This window comes from Microbacterium sp. NPDC091382 (assembly GCF_044757025.1).
Lineage (GTDB): Bacteria > Actinomycetota > Actinomycetes > Actinomycetales > Microbacteriaceae > Microbacterium.
The window spans coordinates 983,687-1,004,761 of sequence record NZ_JBIVUD010000001.1; the positions used below are offsets into that span (position 1 = coordinate 983,687).

General features: G+C 69.5%; 19 protein-coding genes. 17 read left to right on the forward strand and 2 right to left on the reverse strand.

Translation table 11 applies throughout. From position 1 onward, the window contains the following. The first annotated feature begins 24 nt into the window (after nt 1-24). The 7 genes from ACIQLK_RS04705 to ACIQLK_RS04735 all read left to right on the forward strand — a co-directional run bounded on the left by ACIQLK_RS04705 (nt 25) and on the right by ACIQLK_RS04735 (nt 8,443). Nucleotides 25-1,083 carry a methionine ABC transporter ATP-binding protein gene (locus ACIQLK_RS04705; protein ID WP_400363137.1) on the forward strand — a complete coding sequence of 353 codons (1,059 nt, stop codon included), beginning with the start codon at nt 25-27 and terminating at the stop codon, nt 1,081-1,083. Further along, on the forward strand, nt 1,076-1,741 hold the full coding sequence (locus tag ACIQLK_RS04710; RefSeq protein ID WP_400363138.1) for a methionine ABC transporter permease: 666 nt from the start codon (nt 1,076-1,078) through the stop codon (nt 1,739-1,741). The genes ACIQLK_RS04705 and ACIQLK_RS04710 overlap by 8 nt, the downstream gene beginning before the upstream one ends. Continuing rightward, nucleotides 1,738-2,919, forward strand: a complete 1,182-nt coding sequence (locus ACIQLK_RS04715) for a hypothetical protein (RefSeq protein ID WP_400363139.1) — start codon at nt 1,738-1,740, stop codon at nt 2,917-2,919. The genes ACIQLK_RS04710 and ACIQLK_RS04715 overlap by 4 nt, the downstream gene beginning before the upstream one ends. Beyond that, nucleotides 2,916-4,109 carry an acyl-CoA dehydrogenase family protein gene (locus ACIQLK_RS04720; RefSeq protein ID WP_400363140.1) on the forward strand — a complete coding sequence of 398 codons (1,194 nt, stop codon included), beginning with the start codon at nt 2,916-2,918 and terminating at the stop codon, nt 4,107-4,109. The genes ACIQLK_RS04715 and ACIQLK_RS04720 overlap by 4 nt, the downstream gene beginning before the upstream one ends. Before the next feature lie 36 nt (nt 4,110-4,145). Then, nucleotides 4,146-5,534 (forward strand): NtaA/DmoA family FMN-dependent monooxygenase, encoded by a 1,389-nt coding sequence (locus ACIQLK_RS04725; RefSeq protein ID WP_400363141.1) that lies wholly within the window; start codon nt 4,146-4,148, stop codon nt 5,532-5,534. Between the two features lie 70 nt (nt 5,535-5,604). Continuing rightward, nucleotides 5,605-7,749 carry a glycoside hydrolase family 36 protein gene (locus ACIQLK_RS04730; protein ID WP_400363142.1) on the forward strand — a complete coding sequence of 715 codons (2,145 nt, stop codon included), beginning with the start codon at nt 5,605-5,607 and terminating at the stop codon, nt 7,747-7,749. A 100-nt stretch (nt 7,750-7,849) separates the two neighbouring features. Then, nucleotides 7,850-8,443 (forward strand): fasciclin domain-containing protein, encoded by a 594-nt coding sequence (locus ACIQLK_RS04735; protein WP_400363143.1) that lies wholly within the window; start codon nt 7,850-7,852, stop codon nt 8,441-8,443. 35 nt (nt 8,444-8,478) lie between these two features. On the opposite strand, the gene ACIQLK_RS04740 is transcribed toward ACIQLK_RS04735, so the two are convergent. Both ACIQLK_RS04740 and ACIQLK_RS04745 read right to left on the reverse strand, forming a co-directional pair. Further along, nucleotides 8,479-9,462, reverse strand: coding sequence for an alpha/beta hydrolase (locus ACIQLK_RS04740; RefSeq protein ID WP_400363144.1), 984 nt, complete (start codon nt 9,460-9,462; stop codon nt 8,479-8,481). An 84-nt stretch (nt 9,463-9,546) separates the two neighbouring features. Beyond that, nucleotides 9,547-10,596, reverse strand: coding sequence for a LacI family DNA-binding transcriptional regulator (locus ACIQLK_RS04745; RefSeq protein WP_400363145.1), 1,050 nt, complete (start codon nt 10,594-10,596; stop codon nt 9,547-9,549). Nucleotides 10,597-10,785: 189 nt separating this feature from the next. Between ACIQLK_RS04745 and ACIQLK_RS04750 the strand changes: the two genes are divergently transcribed. The 10 genes from ACIQLK_RS04750 (at nt 10,786) to kdpB (ending at nt 21,073) form a co-directional block, all read left to right on the forward strand. Beyond that, the gene (locus ACIQLK_RS04750) at nt 10,786-12,150 is read left to right on the forward strand and encodes an ABC transporter substrate-binding protein (protein ID WP_400363146.1); all 1,365 of its coding nucleotides are present in this window, start codon (nt 10,786-10,788) and stop codon (nt 12,148-12,150) included. A gap of 3 nt (nt 12,151-12,153) precedes the next feature. Further along, nucleotides 12,154-13,113: a carbohydrate ABC transporter permease gene (locus tag ACIQLK_RS04755; protein ID WP_400363147.1), complete on the forward strand. Its 960-nt coding sequence runs from the start codon at nt 12,154-12,156 to the stop codon at nt 13,111-13,113. Continuing rightward, nucleotides 13,110-13,934 (forward strand): carbohydrate ABC transporter permease, encoded by an 825-nt coding sequence (locus ACIQLK_RS04760; protein ID WP_400363148.1) that lies wholly within the window; start codon nt 13,110-13,112, stop codon nt 13,932-13,934. Before ACIQLK_RS04755 ends, ACIQLK_RS04760 begins: the two co-directional genes overlap by 4 nt. 1 nt (nt 13,935) lies before the next feature. Next, nucleotides 13,936-14,907, forward strand: a complete 972-nt coding sequence (locus tag ACIQLK_RS04765) for a glycosyl hydrolase family 32 (RefSeq protein ID WP_400363149.1) — start codon at nt 13,936-13,938, stop codon at nt 14,905-14,907. Nucleotides 14,908-14,911: 4 nt separating this feature from the next. Further along, a complete protein-coding gene (locus ACIQLK_RS04770) occupies nt 14,912-15,298 on the forward strand; it encodes a DUF1304 domain-containing protein (RefSeq protein WP_400363150.1) in 387 nt (128 codons plus the stop codon). A 1-nt stretch (nt 15,299) separates the two neighbouring features. Continuing rightward, nucleotides 15,300-16,277, forward strand: a complete 978-nt coding sequence (locus ACIQLK_RS04775) for a Gfo/Idh/MocA family protein (protein WP_400363151.1) — start codon at nt 15,300-15,302, stop codon at nt 16,275-16,277. A 22-nt stretch (nt 16,278-16,299) separates the two neighbouring features. Continuing rightward, nucleotides 16,300-16,899 (forward strand): DUF1349 domain-containing protein, encoded by a 600-nt coding sequence (locus ACIQLK_RS04780; RefSeq protein ID WP_400363152.1) that lies wholly within the window; start codon nt 16,300-16,302, stop codon nt 16,897-16,899. A 251-nt stretch (nt 16,900-17,150) separates the two neighbouring features. Further along, entirely contained in the window at nt 17,151-17,240 is a 90-nt protein-coding gene (gene kdpF / locus ACIQLK_RS04785; RefSeq protein WP_400363153.1) for a K(+)-transporting ATPase subunit F, read from the forward strand. Further along, nucleotides 17,240-18,913 carry a potassium-transporting ATPase subunit KdpA gene (gene kdpA, locus ACIQLK_RS04790; protein ID WP_400363154.1) on the forward strand — a complete coding sequence of 558 codons (1,674 nt, stop codon included), beginning with the start codon at nt 17,240-17,242 and terminating at the stop codon, nt 18,911-18,913. Before kdpF ends, kdpA begins: the two co-directional genes overlap by 1 nt. 3 nt (nt 18,914-18,916) lie before the next feature. Next, nucleotides 18,917-21,073, forward strand: coding sequence for a potassium-transporting ATPase subunit KdpB (gene kdpB, locus ACIQLK_RS04795; RefSeq protein WP_400363155.1), 2,157 nt, complete (start codon nt 18,917-18,919; stop codon nt 21,071-21,073). Nucleotides 21,074-21,075 lie beyond the last annotated feature (2 nt).

Here is a 21,075-nt window from a genome sequence, read left to right on the forward strand (position 1 = left end):
CACCCGGCCCGAGATGAGGAATCCATGAGCACCGCCATCGCCTTCGAGAACGTCTCCAAGTCCTTCAGGTCGAAGGGCCGCACGGTCGACGCCCTCCGCGACGTCAGCCTGACGGTCGAGAAGGGGGAGATCTTCGGAATCGTCGGCTTCTCGGGCGCCGGCAAGTCGACGCTGCTGCGCACCGTGAATGCGCTGGAGCGGCCGACGAGCGGCCGGGTGGTCGTCGACGGTCGCGAGATCTCGGCCCTGCGGGGGCGCGAGCTCTACGCGGCCCGGCAGCGCATCGGGATGGTCTTCCAACAGTTCAACCTGCTCGAGTCGCGGAACGTCTACAAGAACATCGCGTATCCGTTGCGACTCGCGGGCCTGTCCGAGGCGGAGACCCTCGATCGCGTCGAGGAGCTGCTGCGTTTCGTCGGCCTCACCGACAAGGCCCTGGCGTACCCGTCGCAGCTGTCGGGCGGCCAGAAGCAACGCGTCGGCATCGCCCGCGCGCTGGCCACCCGGCCCGACGTCCTCATCTCCGACGAGGCGACGAGCGCACTCGACCCGCAGACGACGGGGGAGGTTCTGAATCTCCTGCGGCGTGTGAATGAGGAGTACGGAGTCACGATCCTCCTCGTCACGCACGAGATCGACGTGGTGCGTGAACTCGCAGACAAGGTCGCGGTCATGGAGAACGGGGAGGTGGTCGAGCACGGGTCGATCTACGACGTCTTCTCCTCGCCGCGGCATCCCACGACCCAGCGGTTCGTGTCGTCGGTGCTACACCACCTGCCGTCGGCTGCGGCGCTGCAGAAGATACGCGCCGTCCATCACGGTCGGCTGGTTCAGCTGCACGTCGAGGACCGGGACACCAACCACCCGTTCCTCTCGCGGGTCGCCCGCGAACACGACGTGGACGTCAACGTGGTCTTCGGCGGCGTCGACGAGCTTCAGGGACGCCTGTTCGGCAGTCTGACGGTGGAACTGCTCGGAACGGATGCCGCAGTGGATGCCGCGATCGAGGGGCTTCGGCGGACGGCCACCGTCTCCGAGATACCCGGGGCCGATAGGGCTCCGAAGGAGGTCGTCCATGCGTGAGTTCGATCCGGCCGCATTCTTCCCCCGCTTCTGGAATGCGATCGGCGAGACCGGTCTCATGGTGGTGGTGGCATTCGCAGGCGCCGCCGTCATCGGTGTGCTCCTCGGCCTCCTGCTCTACGCGAGCAGGCCCGGCAACCTGCTGCAGAACCGCGTGATCTTCTCGGTGCTGAACCTGATCATCAACGTGATCCGGCCCATCCCGTTCCTCATCGTGGCCATCGCCCTGATCCCCCTGACGCGCTTCCTCTTCGGTACCGGCCTCGGCCCGCTGCCGCAGACCATCCCGCTGATCATCGTCGCGTGCGTCGCCATCGCCCGGGTGTCGGAGTCGAACCTCGTCGCCGTCAGCCCGGGATCGATCGAGGCGGGCGCCGCGATGGGTGCGAGCCCCGCCCGCGTGCTGTTCACCATCGTCGTACCCGAAGCGCTCGGCCCGCTCACCCTCGGGCTCACCTACATCCTGGTCGCGCTCGTCGACGCGACAGCGGTCGCGGGGGTGCTCGGCGGCGGCGGGCTCGGGTCGCTCGCCATGAACTACGGGTACCAGCGCTTCGACTGGATCTCGGTCGGCATCGTCGTCCTCGCCCTCATCGTCCTCGTCCAGCTCGCGCAACTGCTCGGCAACACGGTCGCGCGGAAGGTGATGCACCGGTGACCGGGCGCTTCGACGACTTCCTCGCCCGCGTCGCGGTCGACGCGCCACAGCGCGAGCGCGAGCGGCGTCTCTTGACCGCGGAACTGGCCGAACTGCGCGAGATCGGCTTCGGCACGTGGCGGGTGCCGGAAGCATTCGGTGGGTCGCCCATCCCGTTGGAGGAGCAGTTCGCCCGCCTCATCCGACTGTCTGCGGCGGATGCGAGCCTCGGCCACGTCTGGCGCGGGCACCTCGCCTTCGTCGAGTCGCTCCGGCTGCTGCCGGCCGCGCAGGCGGAGCCGTGGTTCGCGCGGATCCTCGGAGGGGACTTCGTGGGCAACGCCCAGTCCGAACGGCACGACACCGCGCACCTCGAGACCCGGATCGACCGAACGAGCGGGGAGCCGTTGCTGTCGGGGACGAAGTACTACACGACCGGCAGCATCTACGCGGACTGGATACACCTGGCTGCCCTCGACGGCGACGAGCGGGTGGCCGTCACGGTGTCGGCTCATCATCCGGGCGTCCGATCGACCGACGACTGGGACGGATTCGGGCAGCTGCTGACAGGCAGCGGGACGACGGTGTTCGACCGCGCGCCGGTGGGGAAGGGCGGCATTCTCGTCTCGCCCGAAGAGGGCGCCGACGCGCGCGGGCACCACCTCGGGTCGATCCTTCAACTCACCCTGCTCGCCGTCGTCGCCGGCATCGCGCAACGCGCCCTCGACGACGCCGTCGACTTCGTGGTCCCGCGGCGGCGGACCTTCGGGTTCGCGGGCGAGACCCTCCCGCGCGAAGACCCACTCGTGCAGCTCGTCGTGGGCGAGCTCGACGTCGTGGCGGCGACGACGCGACGGCTGGTGCTCTCGGTCGCAGCGGCCCTCGGCGCGGCATCCGACCGTCGTGCGAGCGCGGCGGAGATGCGCGAGATCCAGTTCGAGGTCTTCCGGCTGCAGGAGCTCGTACCCCGGCTCGTCCTCGACGCCACGACCCGCCTCTTCGAGGTCGGGGGCGCGTCGGCTGTCGGCGCGGGCCGCGGACTCGACCGGCACTGGCGCAACGTCCGCACGATCGCGTCCCACAACCCGGTGATCCAGCGCACGCGTGCGCTCGGTCAGGTGGCACTCACTGGGACCCTGCCGGAGCGGCAGGCGCCGGGAGCCGAGGCCTCACGGCCCGCCGAGGCTGCGCTCGCATGACCCGCATCACCGACGCCGTCGCACGCTTCGCACCCGTCTTCGACGAGGTAGGCCGGGATGCCGTCGCCCGCGAACTCTCGCGGAGGCTGCCGCACGAGGAGGTCGCCCTGCTCCGAGACGCGGGATTCACCCGGGTGACGGTGCCGGAGGAGTTCGGGGGCGGCGGTGAGCCGCCGTCGGTGCTGTTCGCCCTGCTCGCCGAACTGGCACGGCGCGATCCGAACCTCGCGCAGCTGCTCCGCTCCCACTTCTCGTTCGTCGATCGGACGGTCCTCGCGCCGCCGTCCGGTGAGCGTTCCCGGAGGCTCGGCCTCGTCGCGGACGGGGCCATCATCGGCAACGCCACTCACGAGCGCTCCGCAGCCAAGGTCGGTGCCCTGTCCACGACGCTGACGGCGTCGGACGGCGGCCTGAGACTCGACGGCACGAAGTACTACAGCACCGGTACCCTCTTCGCCGATCTCGTCTCGGTCGCCGCGCAGGACGACGAGGGCGCGCTCGTCGCAGCGCTCGTGCCGACCACGGCTGAGGGCGTCGACGTCGTCGACGATTGGCGTGGGTTCGGGCAGCGTCTCACCGGCAGCGGGACCACGGTCTTCCGATCGGTCGTCGTCGACGAGGATGCCGTCGCCCGCCGCGTCATCGGCGGCCCGTCGCACGGCGGGGCATTCGTCCAGCTCGTCCTGCTGGCCGCCGCCGCGGGAATCGGGCGCGCGATCGTCGATGATGCGGTCGCCTTCGTGCAGAAGCGCACCCGGACCTATAGCCATGCCGCGGCCGCGACGGCCCGCGAGGATCCGCTCGTCCAGGAGACGATCGGTCGGCTGTCGGCACTCTCTTTCACGGCGGATGCCGCTCTCGCCGCCGCTGTCGCCGGGCTCGACGCATCGGTCGCCGCTCAGTCGGCCGGTCTCTCGGGCGAGGCCCTGCGCGAAGTGATCGCCCCCGTCGAGGCGGCCACCGCCCGCGCGCAGCTCGTGGTACTCCCCGCCGTACTCGAGGCTGCCACCCTGCTCTTCGAGGTCGGGGGCGCGAGCGCCGTCGACGCCGACCTCGCACTCGACCGACACTGGCGGAATGCTCGGACCCTGGCATCCCACAACCCCGTCGCCTACAAGGCGCGCGCTCTCGGCGACCTCCTGCTCAACGACACGCCCGTACCCGGGTGGTGGAGCACGGGCGAAGCCTGAGCCGTCCCTGAAGACGCACGCCGAGAAAGGACCCGCATGGCGGAGCCCAAGAAGCTCATCCTCAACCTGTTCGAGATGAACACGGTGAGCCACATCACCCACGGGCTGTGGTCATTGCCGGGCAACAACCGGCACCGCATCAACGACATCTCCTATTGGCTCGAGCTTGCGCAGATCCTCGAGCACGGCGGGTTCGACGGGGTCTTCCTCGCTGACGTCGTCGGTGCGTACGACGTGTTCCGGGGCGGGCCCGAGACCGCGATCCGCGAGGGGCTGCAGATCCCGTCGAACGATCCGCTGCTGGTCATCCCCGCGATGGCCGCCGTGACGGAGCGTCTCGGATTCGGCGTCACCTTCTCGACGAGTTACGAGCCGCCGTTCTCGTTCGCGCGCCGCATGTCCACCCTCGACCACCTCACCCGGGGCCGGGTGGGCTGGAACATCGTGACCTCGTACCTGCCGAACGCCGCTCGCAACTTCGGTCTGGCGGATGAGATCCCGCACGACCGCCGCTACGCGATCGCCGACGAGTTCCTGGACGTCGTCTACAAACTCTGGGAGGGCTCCTGGGACGACGACGCGGTCATCGCGGATGCCGCGACCCGCACGTACACGGATCCGTCCAAGGTCCGATACATCGACCACGTGGGCGAGAACTTCCGTGTCGCGGGTCCCCACCTGAGCCAGCCGTCGCCGCAGCGGACCCCCGTGCTCTATCAGGCCACGGGGTCGCCCGCCGGCATCGAGTTCGCCGGACGCCACGCGGAACTGGTCTTCACGGGCGGGCGCACGACGGCGGACTTCATCCGCAACGTCGAGCAGATGCGCTCCGCAGCCGCCCGGCACGGCCGCGAAGCGGACGACTTGCGCTTCATCGTGCAGGCGGGAGTCGTCGTCGGTCGCACCGAGGAGGAGGCGGCCGACAAGTGGCGGACCTACCGCGAGAACACGAGCGTCGACGGCATCCTCGCCCACGCCGGATTCCCGTTCGACCCGACCGCGTTCCCTCGCGAGACCCTCGTCGGCGATGCCCTGGCCGAGGTGGGTGTCGCCGCGAATTCCGTGCCGACGGCGGGTCCCGACACCACGATCGGCGAGCTCCTCGACGGGATCGCGACAGGCCGCGAAGGGCGCTTCTTCGTCGCGGGGACGCCCACGGTCGTCGCCGACGAGATCGAGCGGTGGCTCGACGAGGACGGCATCGACGGCATCAACCTCCGGCAGTACCACTCCTTCGACACCGCCCGCGATTTCGCCGAGCTCGTCGTACCCGAGCTGCGTCGACGCGGCCGATTGCGGGAGGGCGGTCCGACGCTGCGCGAGCGGCTGTTCGACCGCGGGCCGCTGCTGCCCACCAGCCACATCGCCGCGCGGTACCGAGGCGGCGCGAATCTCGACGTTCCGGTGGCGCCGCTGTTCGGGTGACGTCCTAGAGTTGGCATGACAATATGTCCGGTCATATGTATTCACCCGGGCGGCGACTGGAGGCATCCTCGTGAGCACTCGAATCGAGACCGGCAACCCGGACATCGAGGTCGTCATCGTCGCAGAAGAGGATGCGGCGCCCCGGCTCCTCCGCTGCGGTCCGAGGGGTGCCACGGCTGACATCCCCCCGGGGCAGCCGCTCATCGAGATCGTCACGACCGACTCGGGTCACGCCCCGTCGACCACGCGGATCACGTACGGGGAACTCAGCGGCCGTCTTCGCTATGTCGGCCACGAGATCCACGAGCGAGACCGCGGGTGGACGGAGCTGGTTCTGACGACGTCTGAAGAGGTCGACGGCCCGGCGCAACGTCTCGGCCTCGTCGAGGGCCGCGGCATCGAGGCCGTCCTGCGCATCAGCATCCCTCCGCGCGGGGCGGCGCTGCGCTCGACGGTGACCGTGACGAACGCTCCGGACGCCCGTGGTGCACGCACACTGACGTCGGTGGCGAGCCTCGCCCTGCACCTCTCGCTCGGGCCGAGTGGTGAGGCCATGCCGGATGCGTTCACCCTCGCCACGGCCCGGAACGACTGGATGGGCGAGTCCCGGTGGAGCGTCGCCCCGTTGCGGACTGCGGGCCTCGAGGATCTGGGATTGAGCTACCGGGACATCGGCAGTCGGGGCCACGTCACGTTCGCCTCGTCCGGTACCTGGTCGACGGGGACCTACCTTCCCGCCGGCGCTGCGTGGAACACCGCCGACGGTTCGGCGCTGACGTGGCAGATCGAGCACAACGGCGGGTGGCGGTTCGATCTCGCCGAGAATGCCCAGGGCACCTCCCTCGCCCTCGGTGGCCCCACCGACGACGACCATCATTGGATCGCCGTCCTCGAGCCCGCCGAGAGCTTCACGACGGTGCCCGTCTCGCTCGCCGTCGGACGCGACCTCGATGAGGCTATCGGGGCGATGACCGGCCTCCGCCGCCTCAGCCGCAGACCGCATCCCGACAACGTCGAACTCCCGGTCGTCTACAACGACTACATGAACACGCTCATGGGCGACCCGACGACCGAGAAGCTGCTCCCTCTCATCGACGCCGCAGCCGATGCCGGCGCCGAGACCTTCGTGATGGATGCCGGGTGGTACGCCGACGACGATGACTGGTGGACGACGGTCGGCGAGTGGACACCGTCCGACGTCCGGTTCCGCGATGGCATGGGCGTCGTCTTCGATCGCATTCGCGAGCGCGGTATGCGACCCGGGATCTGGCTCGAGCCCGAGTTCGTCGGCGTCGACTCGCCTCTCGCGAAGACGCTCCCCCCGGAAGCGTTCTTCCAGTTCCGATCGCAGCCGCGAGTCGAAAGCGAGCGGCTGCACCTGGATCTGCGTCACCCCGCCGCCCGGCAGCACCTCGACGAGGTGGTCGACCGGCTGGTGGGCGAGTTCGGGATCACCTATTTCAAGCTCGACTACAACGTGAACATGAGCCTCGGCACCGATCGCGATGCCGACAGCTCGGGTGCGGGTCTGCTCGCCGCCAACCGCGCGCACGTCGGTTGGCTCGCCGGCGTCCTGGACCGTCACCCCGGCGTCACGCTGGAGAACTGCGGCTCCGGAGCGATGCGTGCCGATTGGGCGCTCCTCGGCGTGACGCAGCTGCAGTCCACGAGCGACCAGCAGGAGGCGGAGTACTACTCGGCGATCGCGGCATCCGCCCCGTTCTCGATGCTTCCCGAGCAGGCGGCGAACTGGGCGTACCCCGCCGCGGACATGTCCCTCGAGAAGACGGCGTTCACGCTGGCGACGGGCATCCTCGGCAGGTTCTACCTCTCCGGCTTCCTCGACCGGCTCGACGACGAGCAGACCGCACTCGTCGCCGCAGCCGTCCGCGTCCACAAGGACCTCCGGCCGTTCATCCGCGCCGCGACACCGTCATGGCCGCTGGGTCTGGATCAGCGAAACGAGCCCTGGCAGGCTCTGGCGCTCCGCGACTCGGCCGTGACCGTCCTGACGCTGTGGCGGCAGGAGGGCGCTCCGCCGACGGTTCGGATCCCCCTGCCCGCATTCGCCGGTGTCGACCTCGATCTCGAGGTGCTCTTCCCGGACGCCGGGTCGGCGTGGGACTCGACCTGGTCGAGCGCGGACGGCGTTCTCGAGGTCGGCACGGACGATCCGTCCCTCGCGGCGCGGGTCGTCAGGCTCGTCGTTCGGTGATTCCCGCCAGGTGCATCCGCAGGCGCGACTCGGGCGGAATACATCAGTGGCGCCCGGCACGTCCGCCGGGCGTCACCCTTCTCATCGAAGGAGCAACGTGATGAACAAGAAGCTGGGAATCGCGCTCGCCACCGTGGTCGCGGGTGCGCTCGCACTGACGGCATCCCCCGCATCCGCGCACCAGGCACCGAAGTCGACCGGGACGATCGTCGACGTCGCCGTCGCGGCATCCGGCGGCGGCACCCCCGACGCGAACGGGTCGGATTACGACATCCTCGTGCAGGCGCTGGTCGCGACCGGTCTGGACAAGACCCTCGACGACACGAAGGCGACGTTCACGGTGTTCGCCCCGAACGACCGTGCCTTCGAGCGGCTCGTGACGGACCTGACGGGGACGGCACCCGCCTCCGAGCAGGCGGCGCTCGAGGCCATCACCTCGACCTTCACCACGGAGGAGATCAGCGACGTGCTGCTGTATCACGTGGTCGCAGGCAAGAAGCTGTCGCCCCTGAAGGTGCTCTTCGCGCGGTCGATCGACATGGCGAACGGCGGCACGATCAAGCCGCGCGGCATCGTCCTGCGCGATGAGTCGCCCGAGCTGAAGAACCCCAAGCTCGTGCTCCGCGCCATCAACATCCCGGCGTCGAACGGCGTCATGCACACGATCGACCGGGTTCTGGTCCCCGGCAGCTGATCACTTCCCCGTTCCGCGGTGCCGGATGCCGCTGCTCACCGCGCGAGCAGGCGCCGCAGCCACCTCACTCGGGCATCGCGCGCATCGCGCGACAGGGCGGCGTCGGGGGACAGGGCGTCGAAGGCATGCGCCCCGCCCGGCCAGACGTGGAGTTCCGCGTCGCCGCCCGCCGCCCAGATGCGGCGGGCGTAGTCCACGTCCTCGTCGCGGAAGGTCTCGGCCGAACCGACGTCGAGGAAGGTCGGCGGGAGTCCTCCGAGGTCCTCGGCGAGAGCGGGGGAGGCGTACACCGGCACGGTGTCCCGGTCCATGCGCCCGAGATAGGCCGCCCAGCCGGTCGCGTTCGCGCGACGGTCCCAGGCGCCGACGCCGTCCATCTGGTGGGAGGATGCCGAGTCGTTGCGGTGATCGAGCATCGGGTAGACGAGCATCTGGCCGAGCGCCGCGGGCCCGCCGCGGTCTCGGGCGAGCAGGACCGCGCCGGCGGCGAGGCCGCCTCCGGCGCTCACCCCCTGGACGATGATGCGGGCGGGATCGAGCCCGTACGCCGCCCCTTCCCGGATGATCCACTCCCAGCCGGCGAAGACGTCGTCGAGGGCTGCCGGGTAGGGGTGCTCGGGGGCGAGCCGGTACTCGACGGAGACGATGGCGAGACCGAGCTCGAGAGCCGGGATGCCGAGGTCGGGGAGCACGTCGTAGGCGCTGCCGACGATCATCCCGCCCCCGTGGACGTGCAGGAGCACCGGGAACGGTCCGCGGCGGTCCGCGGGGGTGAGGACGACGAGGTGCACACCGGCGCCGTCGGCGGCTACGGTCTCGACCTCGCGATCGTCGAATCGGCCGCCGAGGGTCCACGCGTCCCTCGGCGGCTGGACGGCACTCGCGCGGAGGGCGGGGATGTCCTCGGGCGCGAGGCCCGTCACGACGTCGTCCCGTTCGACGAGCGCTCGCCGGATGTCGGGATCGAAGGGCGGTCGCGCAGGCAGGGCGCCGGTCGCGCGGGGGCTCCATTGCTCCATGTGGTCTCCTCGACGCGATGTGAGCACCCCGGTGCTAAATCGCGTTAGCCGAGAGAATAGCCGATCTCGCGGGTCGCAGCCCGTTCAGTCGCCGGCCGACACGGCGCGCACGGATCCGCGGCTGCGCAGGGGCATCGCGATCCGCTCGACCGAGGTGGGGGCATCAGGCGACGTCGTCAACAGCGTCTCGACCGAGTGGAGCCCCAGCTCGAAATGGGGGATCGCGAACGTCGTGAGACCCGGGTGGACCCAGCTCGCCAGCTGATGGTCGTCGAAGGAGACGATCGAGAAGTCGTCCGGCACCGTGAGGCCCGCTTCCGCGATCGCCTGGTATGCGCCGAAGGCGATGCGGTCGTTGAACGCGATGATCGCACCCGAGCGCACACCCGAGGAGATGAGGTCCGCGGTCGCCTTCCATCCATCGACGGGCAGCCAGATGCTCAGCATGCGTCCCGATGCGGGCGAGACGCCCGCCGTGGCGAGTTCCGCGAGGATCCCCTCCAGCCGCTCGCGTCCCGCCACCGTCTCGCGGGGGACCTCCGCCGTCGTCGGGCCGGCGCCGATGAGGTGGATGTCGCGATGGCCGCGATCGAGCAACAGACGCGCCGCGCGACGACCGGCATCCAGTTCGTCCGGCAGGATCGCGTGCGCGTGGTTCGTGGGCCCGTCGGGGAGGGTGTTGAGCAGGACGACGTTCCGGTTGGCGAGGGCCGCCGGGACGGACCGCTTCCGGGTGAACATCGACGCCATGATCACGCCGTCGACCTGGCGATCGAGCATCGCGTGGACGAGGCGTTCTCCCTCGGACTCGTCGCCCTCGTACTCGCCGATGAAGAGCATGTGCCCGTGCCGGCGGGCTCCTTCGAGCGCGCCCTTGATCATGTCGCCCGCGAGCTGGGACGTGGCGACCGAGTCCGAGATGAACCCCAGCGTCCGGCTCGTCCCGCTGCGCAGTCCGGCCGAGATCATGTTGGGCCGGTAGCCGAGCTCGGCGGCGACGAGGCGCACGCGCTCCTGCGAGGCTTCCGCGATCCGCATCTCGTCGCCGCGCCCCGACAGGACGAGCGACGCCGTCGTCCGCGACATCCCTGCGGCGCGGGCGACGTCGGCGAGCGTCACCCGGTTCTTCGTCACGTGGGCCTCCTGTCTCCCGCGATCCTAACGGGGTGTCGAGATCGACCGTCCGGCCGCGGTGATCCCCGGGCGGCGCCCATTGACACGGTGCGGTGACGTGACGCATCATGACCTTGCTAACGCGATTTAGCACCGAGACTCCACGGAGCCTCGGTCCCGAACACCGTGGTTTTCCGAAAGGAGACAGTGATGTCTCGCCTCACACAGCGCCCCCTTCGCCCGCTGATCCTCGCCGGGGTCCTCACCTCGCTCGCGGTGGCCGTCACCGCATGCGCCCCTCCCGGCGGAACCGCCGCACCGCAGGCATCCTCCACGGCCGATTTCGGCGCGAACGGACCGACGTGCGGTGACGAGGACGTCGTCCTCAGCGGGTACTTCGAGACCGGGTTCCCCCTCCCGAAGGACCTGACCGCCGAGTTCACGAAGCAGTTCCCGAACGTGACCTTCGACATCCGCGAGGACCAGTTCGCCGTCATCACCCAGAACGCGCCGCGCGTCCTGCAGGACTCGCCGCCGGACCTCATGCGTCTGCCGCAGATGTCCGAACTCGCCAAGGACGGTCTGCTCCTGAACCTCGACCCGTACGCAGAGGCGTTCGGGTGGACGGACTGGCCAGCCTCGCAGCTGCAGCAGCTGCGTGTGGACGCTGACGGCCGTCGCGGCAACGGGCCGCTGTATGCGCTCGGTCTCAACTATTCGATGACGGGCGTCTTCTACAACAAGACCCTCGCCAAGAAGATCGGCATGACCGAGGCGCCGAAGACGCTCGATGAGTTCGACGCGGACCTGAAGGCTGCGAAGGATGCCGGTATCACGCCGATCACCCAGTTCAACGGCGGCGCCACGGGCGGTCTCGCCTTCCCCCTGCAGGCGCTGATGGCCTCGTACGGCGACCCCGCCAAGATCAACGACTGGATCTTCCAGCAGCCGGACGCGACGATCGACACCCCCGAGAACCTCGAGGCCGCGAAGCACCTCAAGAAGTGGATCGACGAGGGCTTCTTCGCCGATGACATCAACTCGCTCGACTACTCGCAGATGATGAGCCGCTTCATCGGCGGCGAGTCCCTCTTCATGTTCGACGGCGACTGGGAGTCGGGCAACCTCGACACCCAGATGCCGGGTGAGGCCGGGTTCTTCCTCATGCCCCCGCGTGAAGAGGGCGGTCAGATCGGCGCGATGTCGGCTCCGCTGACCTTCGGAGTCGCTGCGACGGCCGAGCACCCCGACTGCGCCGCGTTCTTCCTCAACTGGACCGCGACCAACGAGAAGGCACGCACGATCGGCGTCGAGGTCGGCGGCTCGCACCCGATGGGCCCTGCCGACGCGTTCATGCCCCCTGTCGAGGAGGGCTCCACGACCGCCGCGACCCTCGCGGCCGGGGCGGAGCTCAGCAAGGCAAACGGCGCGATGGACTTCATCGCCAACGCGACCGGTGCCATCTACGCGCAGAGCTGGACGCCGAACCTGCAGAAGCTGGTCGCCGGTGAGCAGACCCCGGAAGGGCTCCTGTCGTCGGTGCAGTCGGACTACGAAAGCCAAATCGGGAACTGAGTGATGGTCTCTGCTCCTCCCGCTGCTGCGCCGGTGGTCGCCACCGGCGCAGCAGCGCTCGACCCGGCGGCGGCGCAGCGCCGCCGCCGGCGCAAGCTCCGGGCGAGTCTCGCGGCGTACCTTCTGGTGCTGCCCGCTGCAGGCTTCTACGTCTTCTTCGTGCTGCGCCCCATCGCGCTGTCGGCGCAGTACTCGTTCTACGACTGGAACGGGATCGGCCCCGCCACGTGGGTCGGATTCGCCAACTACGTCGAGGTGTTCAGCAACCCCAAGCTCACCGGCGCGATCCTCAACGCCTTCGAGCTGATCATCTACTTCAGCGTCATCCCCGTCGGCATCGCGCTGATCGCGGCCAACATGATCCGCGCGATCGCCGCGAGCCGACTGGCCGGTATCTCGCGCACCGTCCTCTTCCTGCCGCAGGTCATCCCGCTCGTCGCGGCCGGCATCATGTGGAGCTGGCAGCTGTCGACCAACGGCGTGGTCAACCAGTTCCTCCGGCTCTTCGGCCTCGGCGAGGTGACACGCGCCTGGCTCGGCGACTTCTCGACCGCGCTCCCGGCCGTCGGCGTCATCGGGGCGTGGGTCCAAGTGGGGCTCTGCCTCGTCCTGATCCTCGCGGGCATGACGAAGATCGACCCCGCCCTCTACGAAGCGGCGCGCATCGACGGCGCCGGACCCCTCCGAGAGTTCTTCAGCGTGACGCTGCCCGGCGTCCGCCAGGAGGTCGCCGTCTGCGTCACGGTCACCGTCATCGCGGCGCTCGCCAGCTTCGACATCATCTACATCGCGACGCAGGGCGGTCCCGGCGACAGCACGCTCGTCCCCGGCCTCCAGATCTTCTACCTCGCGTTCTACCAGCGCGAGGTCGGCACGGCGTCGGCGTTCGCCATCGTCCTCATGGCCCTCGTCCTGCTCATCGTCCTGCCGCTCCAGCGCATCCTCCGAGGGAAAGAATCGTGATCGTCCGCGCCCGTGAGAAGTGGGTCGGCCGCATCCTGCTGGTCGTCCTGATGCTCGTCACCGTCATGCCGTTCATCAGCCTGTTCGTGACGGCGCTCCACGCGCCTGGGACGTACCCGAGCGGTCTGGAGTGGCCGGCCGAGCCGCGGTGGGACAACTTCGTCACCGCCTTCCAATCCGCGAACATGGCGGCGCTCCTGGGCTCGAGCTTCCTCATCGAGATCGCGGTTGTCCCCGCGGCGGTCCTCTTCGCGACGCTCGCCGGGTTCGCCCTCGGTCAGCTGCGCCCCGCGGGCGGCCGGATCGTGTTCGTCGCCTTCATCCTCGGCCTGACCCTGCCGTTCGAGGGGATCATCACGCCGCTCTACTTCCAGATCCGCGAGATGGGTCTGCTGAACACCCGGTGGGCGATCATCCTGCCCCTCATCGGCCTGTTCATGCCGTTCGCGGTCATGTGGATGCGCGCGCACTTCATCACGATGCCGCAGGACCTCTCCGAGGCCGCCCGTATGGACGGTGCAACGACGTGGCAGCTCTTCTGGCGCATCCACATCCCGCTGTCGGTGCCGGCGCTGTCCTCGCTCGCGATCCTGCTGTTCCTGTGGACCTGGAACCAGTTCCTGCTCGCGATCGTGCTCGTCAACGACCCCGAGAAGCGGACGATGGCGGGCGCACTGGGAGCTTTCCAGGGCCAGTACGGGACCGACATCCCGCTGCTGTGCGCCGGGTCCCTTCTCATCCTGACGCCGACGCTGATCATCTTCCTCGTCTTCCAGCGGCACTTCGTCTCGGCGCTGCTGCAGGGCTCGCTCAAGGGCTGAGATGGCCTTCGCGCTGGACACCCATTGGGTGTGGGACTTCTGGGTGGCCGACGACGGGGAGATGTTCCATCTCTTCTACCTGCGCGCGCCAAAGTCGCTGGGTGATCCGGAGCTGCGCCACCGGCACGCGCGCATCGGCCACGCGACGTCGACGGATCTCGCCGTATGGACCGACCACGGCGAGGTGCTCGGCCCAGGCGCACCCGGCGACTTCGATGCGACCGCCACCTGGACGGGATCCGTCATCCGGGGCGACGACGGACTCTGGCGGATGTTCTACACCGGGTCGGTCTTCCTCGAGCAGGGGTCGGCTCGCAACGTCGAGTCGATCGGGATGGCCACCTCCGCCGATCTGCACCGATGGGACAAGCGCGACGGTTTCGTCCTGCGGGCAGCGGAGGAGTACTACGAGAAGCTCGGCGACACCGCGTGGCACGAGGAAGCGTGGCGCGACCCGTGGGTGTTCCGCGACCCCGCCGGCGACGGCTGGCACATGCTGATCACCGCCCGCGGCGCAGCCGGGACGATGACCGCCGGTGGCGTCGTCGGGCACGCCTGGTCGCCGGACCTTGACACGTGGACGGTTCAGCCCCCGCTCAACGATCCGTCGCGGACGTTCGCTCACCTCGAGGTCTTCCAAGTGGCGGAGGTCGACGGTGTTTCCGTCCTCCTCTTCAGCGCCCCGCGGACGACGGGTGGGACCGAGGGTGTCTGGATCGTCCGAGCGGATGCCGTGCCCCGGGACGCCGCGGTCGACGATGCGAGCCTGCTGCTCGCCGCGCCGCACTACGCCGGCCGCATCGTCCATGATCGAGCGGGCGAGCCCGTCGTGCTGGCCTTCGTCGGGTCGCCCGGGGCAGGCGCGGAGCCGGCGGGGATCACCGACCCGCTTCCGGCGCGGGCTCTGCTCGCGGCCTCCGCCCCGTCGCTTGACGCGGCAGGCGGCATCCGCGACCGTCATCTGCGAAGATGACGCCATGATCATCGCCGGGTTGGTGTTCGCGGCGCTCGGCGCCGCCATTCACGTCTACATCTTCTTCCTCGAGTCGATCGCGTGGACCGGGCCCGCAGCGCGGCGCACCTTCGGCACGACCGACGCGACGGTCGACATCACGAAGCCCTTCGCGTTCAATCAGGGCTTCTACAACCTGTTCCTCGCGATCGCCGTGTTCCTCGGCATCGTCTTCGTCGCCACCGGAGCAACGGCCGTCGGCGCGACCCTCGTGTTCGTCGGCGCGGGCTCGATGCTCGCCGCGGGTCTGGTCCTGCTGCTGTCCGACCGATCGAAGGCGCGTGCGGCGCTGATCCAGCTCACCGCGCCTCTCATCGGGGTCGTGCTCCTGGCCATCGGGCTGGCCGTCTGACGTGAAGCTCGCCGTCGTCGGGGCGGGGAAGATCGTCGCCGAGTTCCTTCCCCACGCCTCCGGCGTCCCCGGCCTGACCCTCGGGGCGATCGTCGGACGCGAGTCCAGCCGCGGCAAGCTCGACGAGCTGGCGGCGGCCCACGGCATCCCCCTCGTCTTCACCGACCTCGACGAGTGCCTCGCCGACAGCCGTGTCGACACCGTGTGGATCGCGCTCCCGAACGTGCTGCACGCGGACGTCGCCCGCCGTGCGCTGCGGGCGGGCAAGCACGTGATCTGCGAGAAGCCGTTCGTCTTGCGGACCGAGGAGCTCGCGGAGCTCCGCGCCCTGGCAGCCGAGCGGGGGCTCATCCTCGTCGAAGCGATCAACAACCAGTACCTCGCGAGCATGGTCTGGATGCGCGAGAACCTGCCTCGTCTCGGCGACCTGCGACTCGTGCAGTGCGAGTACTCGCAGTACTCGTCCCGCTACGACGCGTTCCGCGCCGGAACGATCGCGCCGGCCTTCGATCCGGCGGCGGGCGGCGGGGCCCTGACGGACCTCGGTATCTACACGCTGCACCTCGTCATCGGCCTGCTGGGCGCTCCCGACACTGTCGGGTACACGCCCCGCATGGAGCGCGGCGTCGACACGTCGGGGGTGGCAGTCCTCGGCTACGGCGACCTCACGGCGGTCTGCGTGTGCGCGAAGGACTCGCCGGGCCCCTCCCGCACCAAGATCCAGGGGGTCGACGGCGTGATGGTGTTCGACGGTCCGCCCAACGAGATCGCCGCCGTCGAGCTGCAGCTGCGCGACGGGACCCACGAGCGATTCGCGCTCGACGACGAACCGCACCGGATGGTGGCGGAGTTCCGCGCCTTCGCCCGCATGATCGACGAGCCCGATCCCGACGAGCGCGACCGTCGGCTCGATCACAGCGCGGCGGTGCTCGAGGTCGCCGTCCGCGCGCGGGATTCGGCCGGCATCCGCCTCGGCTGAGCCGCACCGCTAGCCTGGCGGGATGAGCGAGATCGTCCGCGCCGCCGCATCCGTCGACTGGTCCGAAGGCACGTGGACGACACCGCCGGTGGCCGCCGAGGAACGGGACGGGATGCTGCTCGTCACCGCCGCCGAGGGAAGCGATGCCTGGCGGCTCACCTCCTACGGCTTCGTGCACGACACGGAGCACGCTCTGGTCGCACCGCTGCCGGACGGATCCGCGATGGAGGTCGAGTTCGAGATCCCCTTCGAAGCGCAGTTCGACCAGGCGGGGCTGTTCGTCCGCGTCGACGACGCCCGCTGGGTCAAGGCGGGGATCGAGTACGCCGACGGCGCGCTGCAGCTCGGAGCGGTCGTGACGGACGGGATGTCGGACTGGTCGCTCGCGCCCGTCCCCGACTGGAGCGGTCGACGCATCACCGTGCGGGTCAGCCGGGACGGGACCGCGCTCACAGTGCGTGCGGGCGCGGCGGGAGAGGAGCTGCGGCTCGTGCGGGTCGTCCCGTTCGCGGCGGACCTCGAAGCGTCCGCCGGGCCCTTCGTGTGCGCTCCCTCCCGTGCGGGGCTGACGGTGCCGTTCGCCGCCTGGCGGCGGGGCGTCGCCGACGCCGATCTGCACTGAGCCGCGATCCGGACGGGCACGCATGAGGATCCCGTGAGGAGCGCGCTCGGGGGCGTATGGATTCCGTGAGGACCGGGGGAGCGGCCTCGGCCGGGGTGTTCCATCGGGGATGCGCCACGTCGGCGTGACGGCCCCTGCAGGGCCTGCGGTCCTCGAAACGGAGCCTCACTCGTGCTCGACATCGTCTACGTCCTGGGCGTCCTCGCCCTGTTCGTGATCATCGGTCTGTTCGCCAAGGCGGTGGACCGGCTGTGAGCGCCTTCGACATCGGCGCCGCCGTGCTGGGCGTCGCCGTCCTCGCCTATCTCTTCGTCGCTCTCGTGAAGCCGGAGAAGTTCTGATGGCGTGGCTCCCCGCAGTCCTCACCCTCGCCACGCTCGTCCTCATCCTCGCGGTCGCCTATCGCCCGCTCGGTGACTACATGGCGTGGGTCTACAGTGCGCCGAAGGATGCCGCGGCGGAACGCGGCCTGTACCGGCTGATCGGTGTCGACCCGGCATCCGGACAGACCTGGCAGGCCTACGCCCGCAGCGTCCTCGCGTTCTCGGCGATCGGAGTGCTCCTCGTCTTCGGGCTGCAGCGCATTCAGCAGTGGCTGCCCTGGTCGCTCGGGCTGCCCGCTCCCAGCGAGGCGCTCTCGTTCAACACCGCGGTGTCGTTCGTGACCAACACGAACTGGCAGTCGTACTCGCCCGAGGTGACCCTCGGCTACACGGTGCAGTTCGCCGCCCTCGCGGTGCAGAACTTCGTGTCGGCCGCCGTCGGTCTCGCCGTCGCCGTCGCCCTCGTCCGCGGTCTCGCGTTCCGTCTCAGCGGCACGATCGGCAACTTCTGGGTCGACCTGACCCGCGGCACCTTCCGCCTGCTCCTGCCCCTCTCGGTGATCGCGGCGATCGTGCTGCTCGCGGGCGGCGTCATCCAGAACGTCGCCGGCTTCATCGACGTCACGACCGTCGCCGGGACGACCCAGAGCATCCCCGGCGGCCCCGTCGCGTCGCAGGAAGCGATCAAGCTGCTCGGGACCAACGGCGGAGGCTTCTTCAACGCGAACTCGGCCCACCCGTTCGAGAACCCGACCGGCTGGACGAACCTCTTCGAGATCGTCCTCATGCTCGTCATCCCGTTCTCGCTGCCGCGGACGTTCGGCACGATGCTCGGCGACAAGCGCCAGGGCTACGCGATCCTCGGTGCGATGGGCGTGCTGTTCCTCGCCTCGACGCTCGCCCTGACCGCCTTCGAACTCGGCGGTCGCGGCACAGCGCCGCAGCTCGCAGGGGCGGCGATGGAGGGCAAGGAAGCGCGATTCGGCATCGTGGGGTCCACGATCTTCGGCTCGACCAGCACCCTCACCTCGACCGGTGCCGTCGATTCGATGCACGACTCGTACACAGCGCTCGGCGGGATGATGCCGATGCTCAACATGATGCTCGGCGAGCTGGCTCCCGGCGGCGTCGGGTCCGGGCTTTACGGCATCCTCGTGATGGCCGTCATCGCGGTCTTCATCGCCGGCCTTCTCGTGGGTCGCACCCCCGAGTACCTCGGCAAGAAGATCGGTCCGCGCGAGATCAAGCTCGCGAGCATCTACATCCTCGTGACCCCGATCCTCGTCCTCACCGGCACCGCGCTCAGCTTCGCGATCCCCGGAGTCCGCGAGGACGTCACGTCGACCTCGATCTGGAATCCCGGCATCCACGGCTTCAGCGAGGTGCTGTACGCGTTCACCTCGGCGGCGAACAACAACGGCTCCGCGTTCGCCGGGCTCACGGCGAACACCCCGTGGCTCAACACGGCTCTCGGCGTCGCGATGCTGCTCGGTCGCTTCGTGCCGATCGTGCTCGTCCTCGCCCTCGCCGGCTCGTTCGCCGCGCAGGATCGCGTCCCGGCGACGGCGGGCACGCTCCCGACTCATCGGCCGCTGTTCATCGGCCTCCTCGTCGGTGTGATCGTCATCGTCACGGCCCTCACCTACTTCCCCGTACTCGCGCTGGGTCCCCTGGCAGAAGGACTGATCTGACCCATGTCCACACTCATCACTCCCGAACCGCAGACCACCGCCCCGGCGACCGGCGCCGGCCCCCGGCGCGGCATCGACGGCGCTGCCATTGCGGCCGCCCTTCCCGGAGCGCTGCGCAAGCTCGACCCGCGGGCGCAGTGGCGGAACCCCGTCATGTTCGTCGTCTGGCTGGGCGCCGCGCTGACCACGGTGCTCGCGATCGCCGAACCCTTCCTCGGCGGGCCGGGTGAATCCGGCGGCACACCCGTGCCGGTCTCGTTCACCGCGATCATCGCGGTCTGGCTCTGGCTGACGGTCCTGTTCGCGAACGTCGCGGAGTCGGTCGCCGAAGGTCGCGGCAAGGCGCAGGCCGAGACGCTCCGCAAGACCCGCACCAGCACGGTGGCCCATCGCGTCGCCGACTACGACGAGCAGACGGATGCCGCGGCCGAGCGCGTCACGATCGACGACGTCTCGTCGGCAGACCTCTCCCTCGGCGATGTCGTCGTCGTCGCGGCGGGCGATCTCATCCCGGGCGACGGCGACGTCGTGAACGGCATCGCGTCGGTCGACGAGTCGGCCATCACCGGCGAGTCGGCCCCCGTCATCCGCGAATCCGGTGGTGACCGCAGCGCCGTCACCGGCGGCACGCGTGTGCTGTCGGACCGCATCGTCGTGCGCATCACGTCGAAGCCCGGAGAGACCTTCGTCGACCGGATGATCGCACTCGTCGAGGGTGCCGCCAGGCAGAAGACGCCGAACGAGATCGCGCTCAACATCCTGCTCGCGAGCCTCACGATCATCTTCGTCGTCGTGGCTCTCATCCTGAATCCGGTCGCCTCGTACGCGGCGGCGCCCGTCAGCATCCCGGTCCTCGTCGCTCTCCTCGTCTGCCTCATCCCGACGACCATCGGCGCCCTGCTCTCGGCGATCGGCATCGCGGGTATGGACCGCCTCGTGCAGCGGAACGTCCTCGCGATGTCCGGTCGCGCGGTCGAGGCCGCCGGCGACGTGACGACGCTGCTCCTGGACAAGACCGGCACCATCACCTACGGCAACCGCCAGGCGTCCGAGTTCGTCCCGCTCGACGGGATGGCTCAGGCCGAGCTCACGCGTGCGGCGGCCCTGTCGTCGCTCGCCGACCCGACGCCGGAGGGCAGCTCGATCGTCGATCTCGCCTCCCGCCGCGGCATCGATGTCACCGGGGACGCGCAGGGCGTCATCGTGCCGTTCACGGCGCAGACCCGCATGAGCGGTCTCGACCTGCCGGACGGCTCGTCGATCCGCAAGGGTGCCGGCTCGGCGATCATCGGCTGGCTCGAGCAGAGCGGCGACCCGCTGCCCGCCGGAGTCCGGAGCGACCTGACCGCGCGCACCGAGGAGATCTCGCAGTCCGGTGGCACGCCCCTGGTGGTGGCGACGAAGGACGCCGCCGGCGCGGGGCGCGTGCTCGGCGTGGTCCACCTGAAGGACGTCGTGAAGGACGGGCTCAGCGAGCGTTTCGCCGAGCTCCGCGCCATGGGGATCCGCACCGTCATGATCACGGGCGACAACCCGCTGACTGCGGCGGCGATCGCGAAGGAGGCCGGCGTCGACGACTTCCTCGCCGAGGCCACGCCCGAGGACAAGCTCGCCTACATCCGAAAGGAGCAGGAGGGCGGCAACCTCGTCGCCATGACAGGTGACGGCACGAACGATGCTCCCGCGCTGGCGCAGGCGGACGTGGGCGTCGCGATGAACTCGGGGACGTCGGCGGCGAAGGAAGCCGGCAACATGGTCGACCTCGACTCCGATCCAACGAAGCTCATCGACATCGTGCGCATCGGAAAGCAGCTGCTCATCACGCGCGGCGCGCTCACGACGTTCTCTATCGCGAACGACATCGCCAAGTACTTCGCCATCATCCCGGCCATGTTCATGGGCGTCTTCCCCCAGCTCGGGGCGCTCAACATCATGGGCCTGCACTCACCGGCATCCGCGGTCCTGTCGGCGATCATCTTCAACGCGCTCATCATCGTCGTCCTCATCCCGCTCGCCCTCCGGGGCGTCCGGTACCGGCCCGGTGGTGCCTCGTCGATCCTCGGACGCAACCTCGCCGTCTACGGTCTCGGCGGCGTCGTGGCACCCTTCGTCGGGATCTGGCTCATCGACCTCCTCATCCGACTCATCCCCGGCTTCTGAAC

What these genes read in the sequence shown, in the direction of transcription:
- ACIQLK_RS04705 (WP_400363137.1), top strand. Translation starts at nt 25, where the DNA reads ATGAGCACCGCCATCGCCTTCGAGAACGTCTCCAAGTCCTTCAGGTCG.
- ACIQLK_RS04710 (WP_400363138.1), top strand. Translation starts at nt 1,076, where the DNA reads ATGCGTGAGTTCGATCCGGCCGCATTCTTCCCCCGCTTCTGGAATGCG.
- ACIQLK_RS04720 (WP_400363140.1), top strand. Translation starts at nt 2,916, where the DNA reads ATGACCCGCATCACCGACGCCGTCGCACGCTTCGCACCCGTCTTCGAC.
- ACIQLK_RS04725 (WP_400363141.1), top strand. Translation starts at nt 4,146, where the DNA reads ATGGCGGAGCCCAAGAAGCTCATCCTCAACCTGTTCGAGATGAACACG.
- ACIQLK_RS04735 (WP_400363143.1), top strand. Translation starts at nt 7,850, where the DNA reads ATGAACAAGAAGCTGGGAATCGCGCTCGCCACCGTGGTCGCGGGTGCG.
- ACIQLK_RS04740 (WP_400363144.1), bottom strand. Translation starts at nt 9,462, where the DNA reads ATGGAGCAATGGAGCCCCCGCGCGACCGGCGCCCTGCCTGCGCGACCG.
- ACIQLK_RS04750 (WP_400363146.1), top strand. Translation starts at nt 10,786, where the DNA reads ATGTCTCGCCTCACACAGCGCCCCCTTCGCCCGCTGATCCTCGCCGGG.
- ACIQLK_RS04755 (WP_400363147.1), top strand. Translation starts at nt 12,154, where the DNA reads ATGGTCTCTGCTCCTCCCGCTGCTGCGCCGGTGGTCGCCACCGGCGCA.
- ACIQLK_RS04765 (WP_400363149.1), top strand. Translation starts at nt 13,936, where the DNA reads ATGGCCTTCGCGCTGGACACCCATTGGGTGTGGGACTTCTGGGTGGCC.
- ACIQLK_RS04770 (WP_400363150.1), top strand. Translation starts at nt 14,912, where the DNA reads ATGATCATCGCCGGGTTGGTGTTCGCGGCGCTCGGCGCCGCCATTCAC.
- ACIQLK_RS04780 (WP_400363152.1), top strand. Translation starts at nt 16,300, where the DNA reads ATGAGCGAGATCGTCCGCGCCGCCGCATCCGTCGACTGGTCCGAAGGC.
- kdpA (WP_400363154.1), top strand. Translation starts at nt 17,240, where the DNA reads ATGGCGTGGCTCCCCGCAGTCCTCACCCTCGCCACGCTCGTCCTCATC.
- kdpB (WP_400363155.1), top strand. Translation starts at nt 18,917, where the DNA reads ATGTCCACACTCATCACTCCCGAACCGCAGACCACCGCCCCGGCGACC.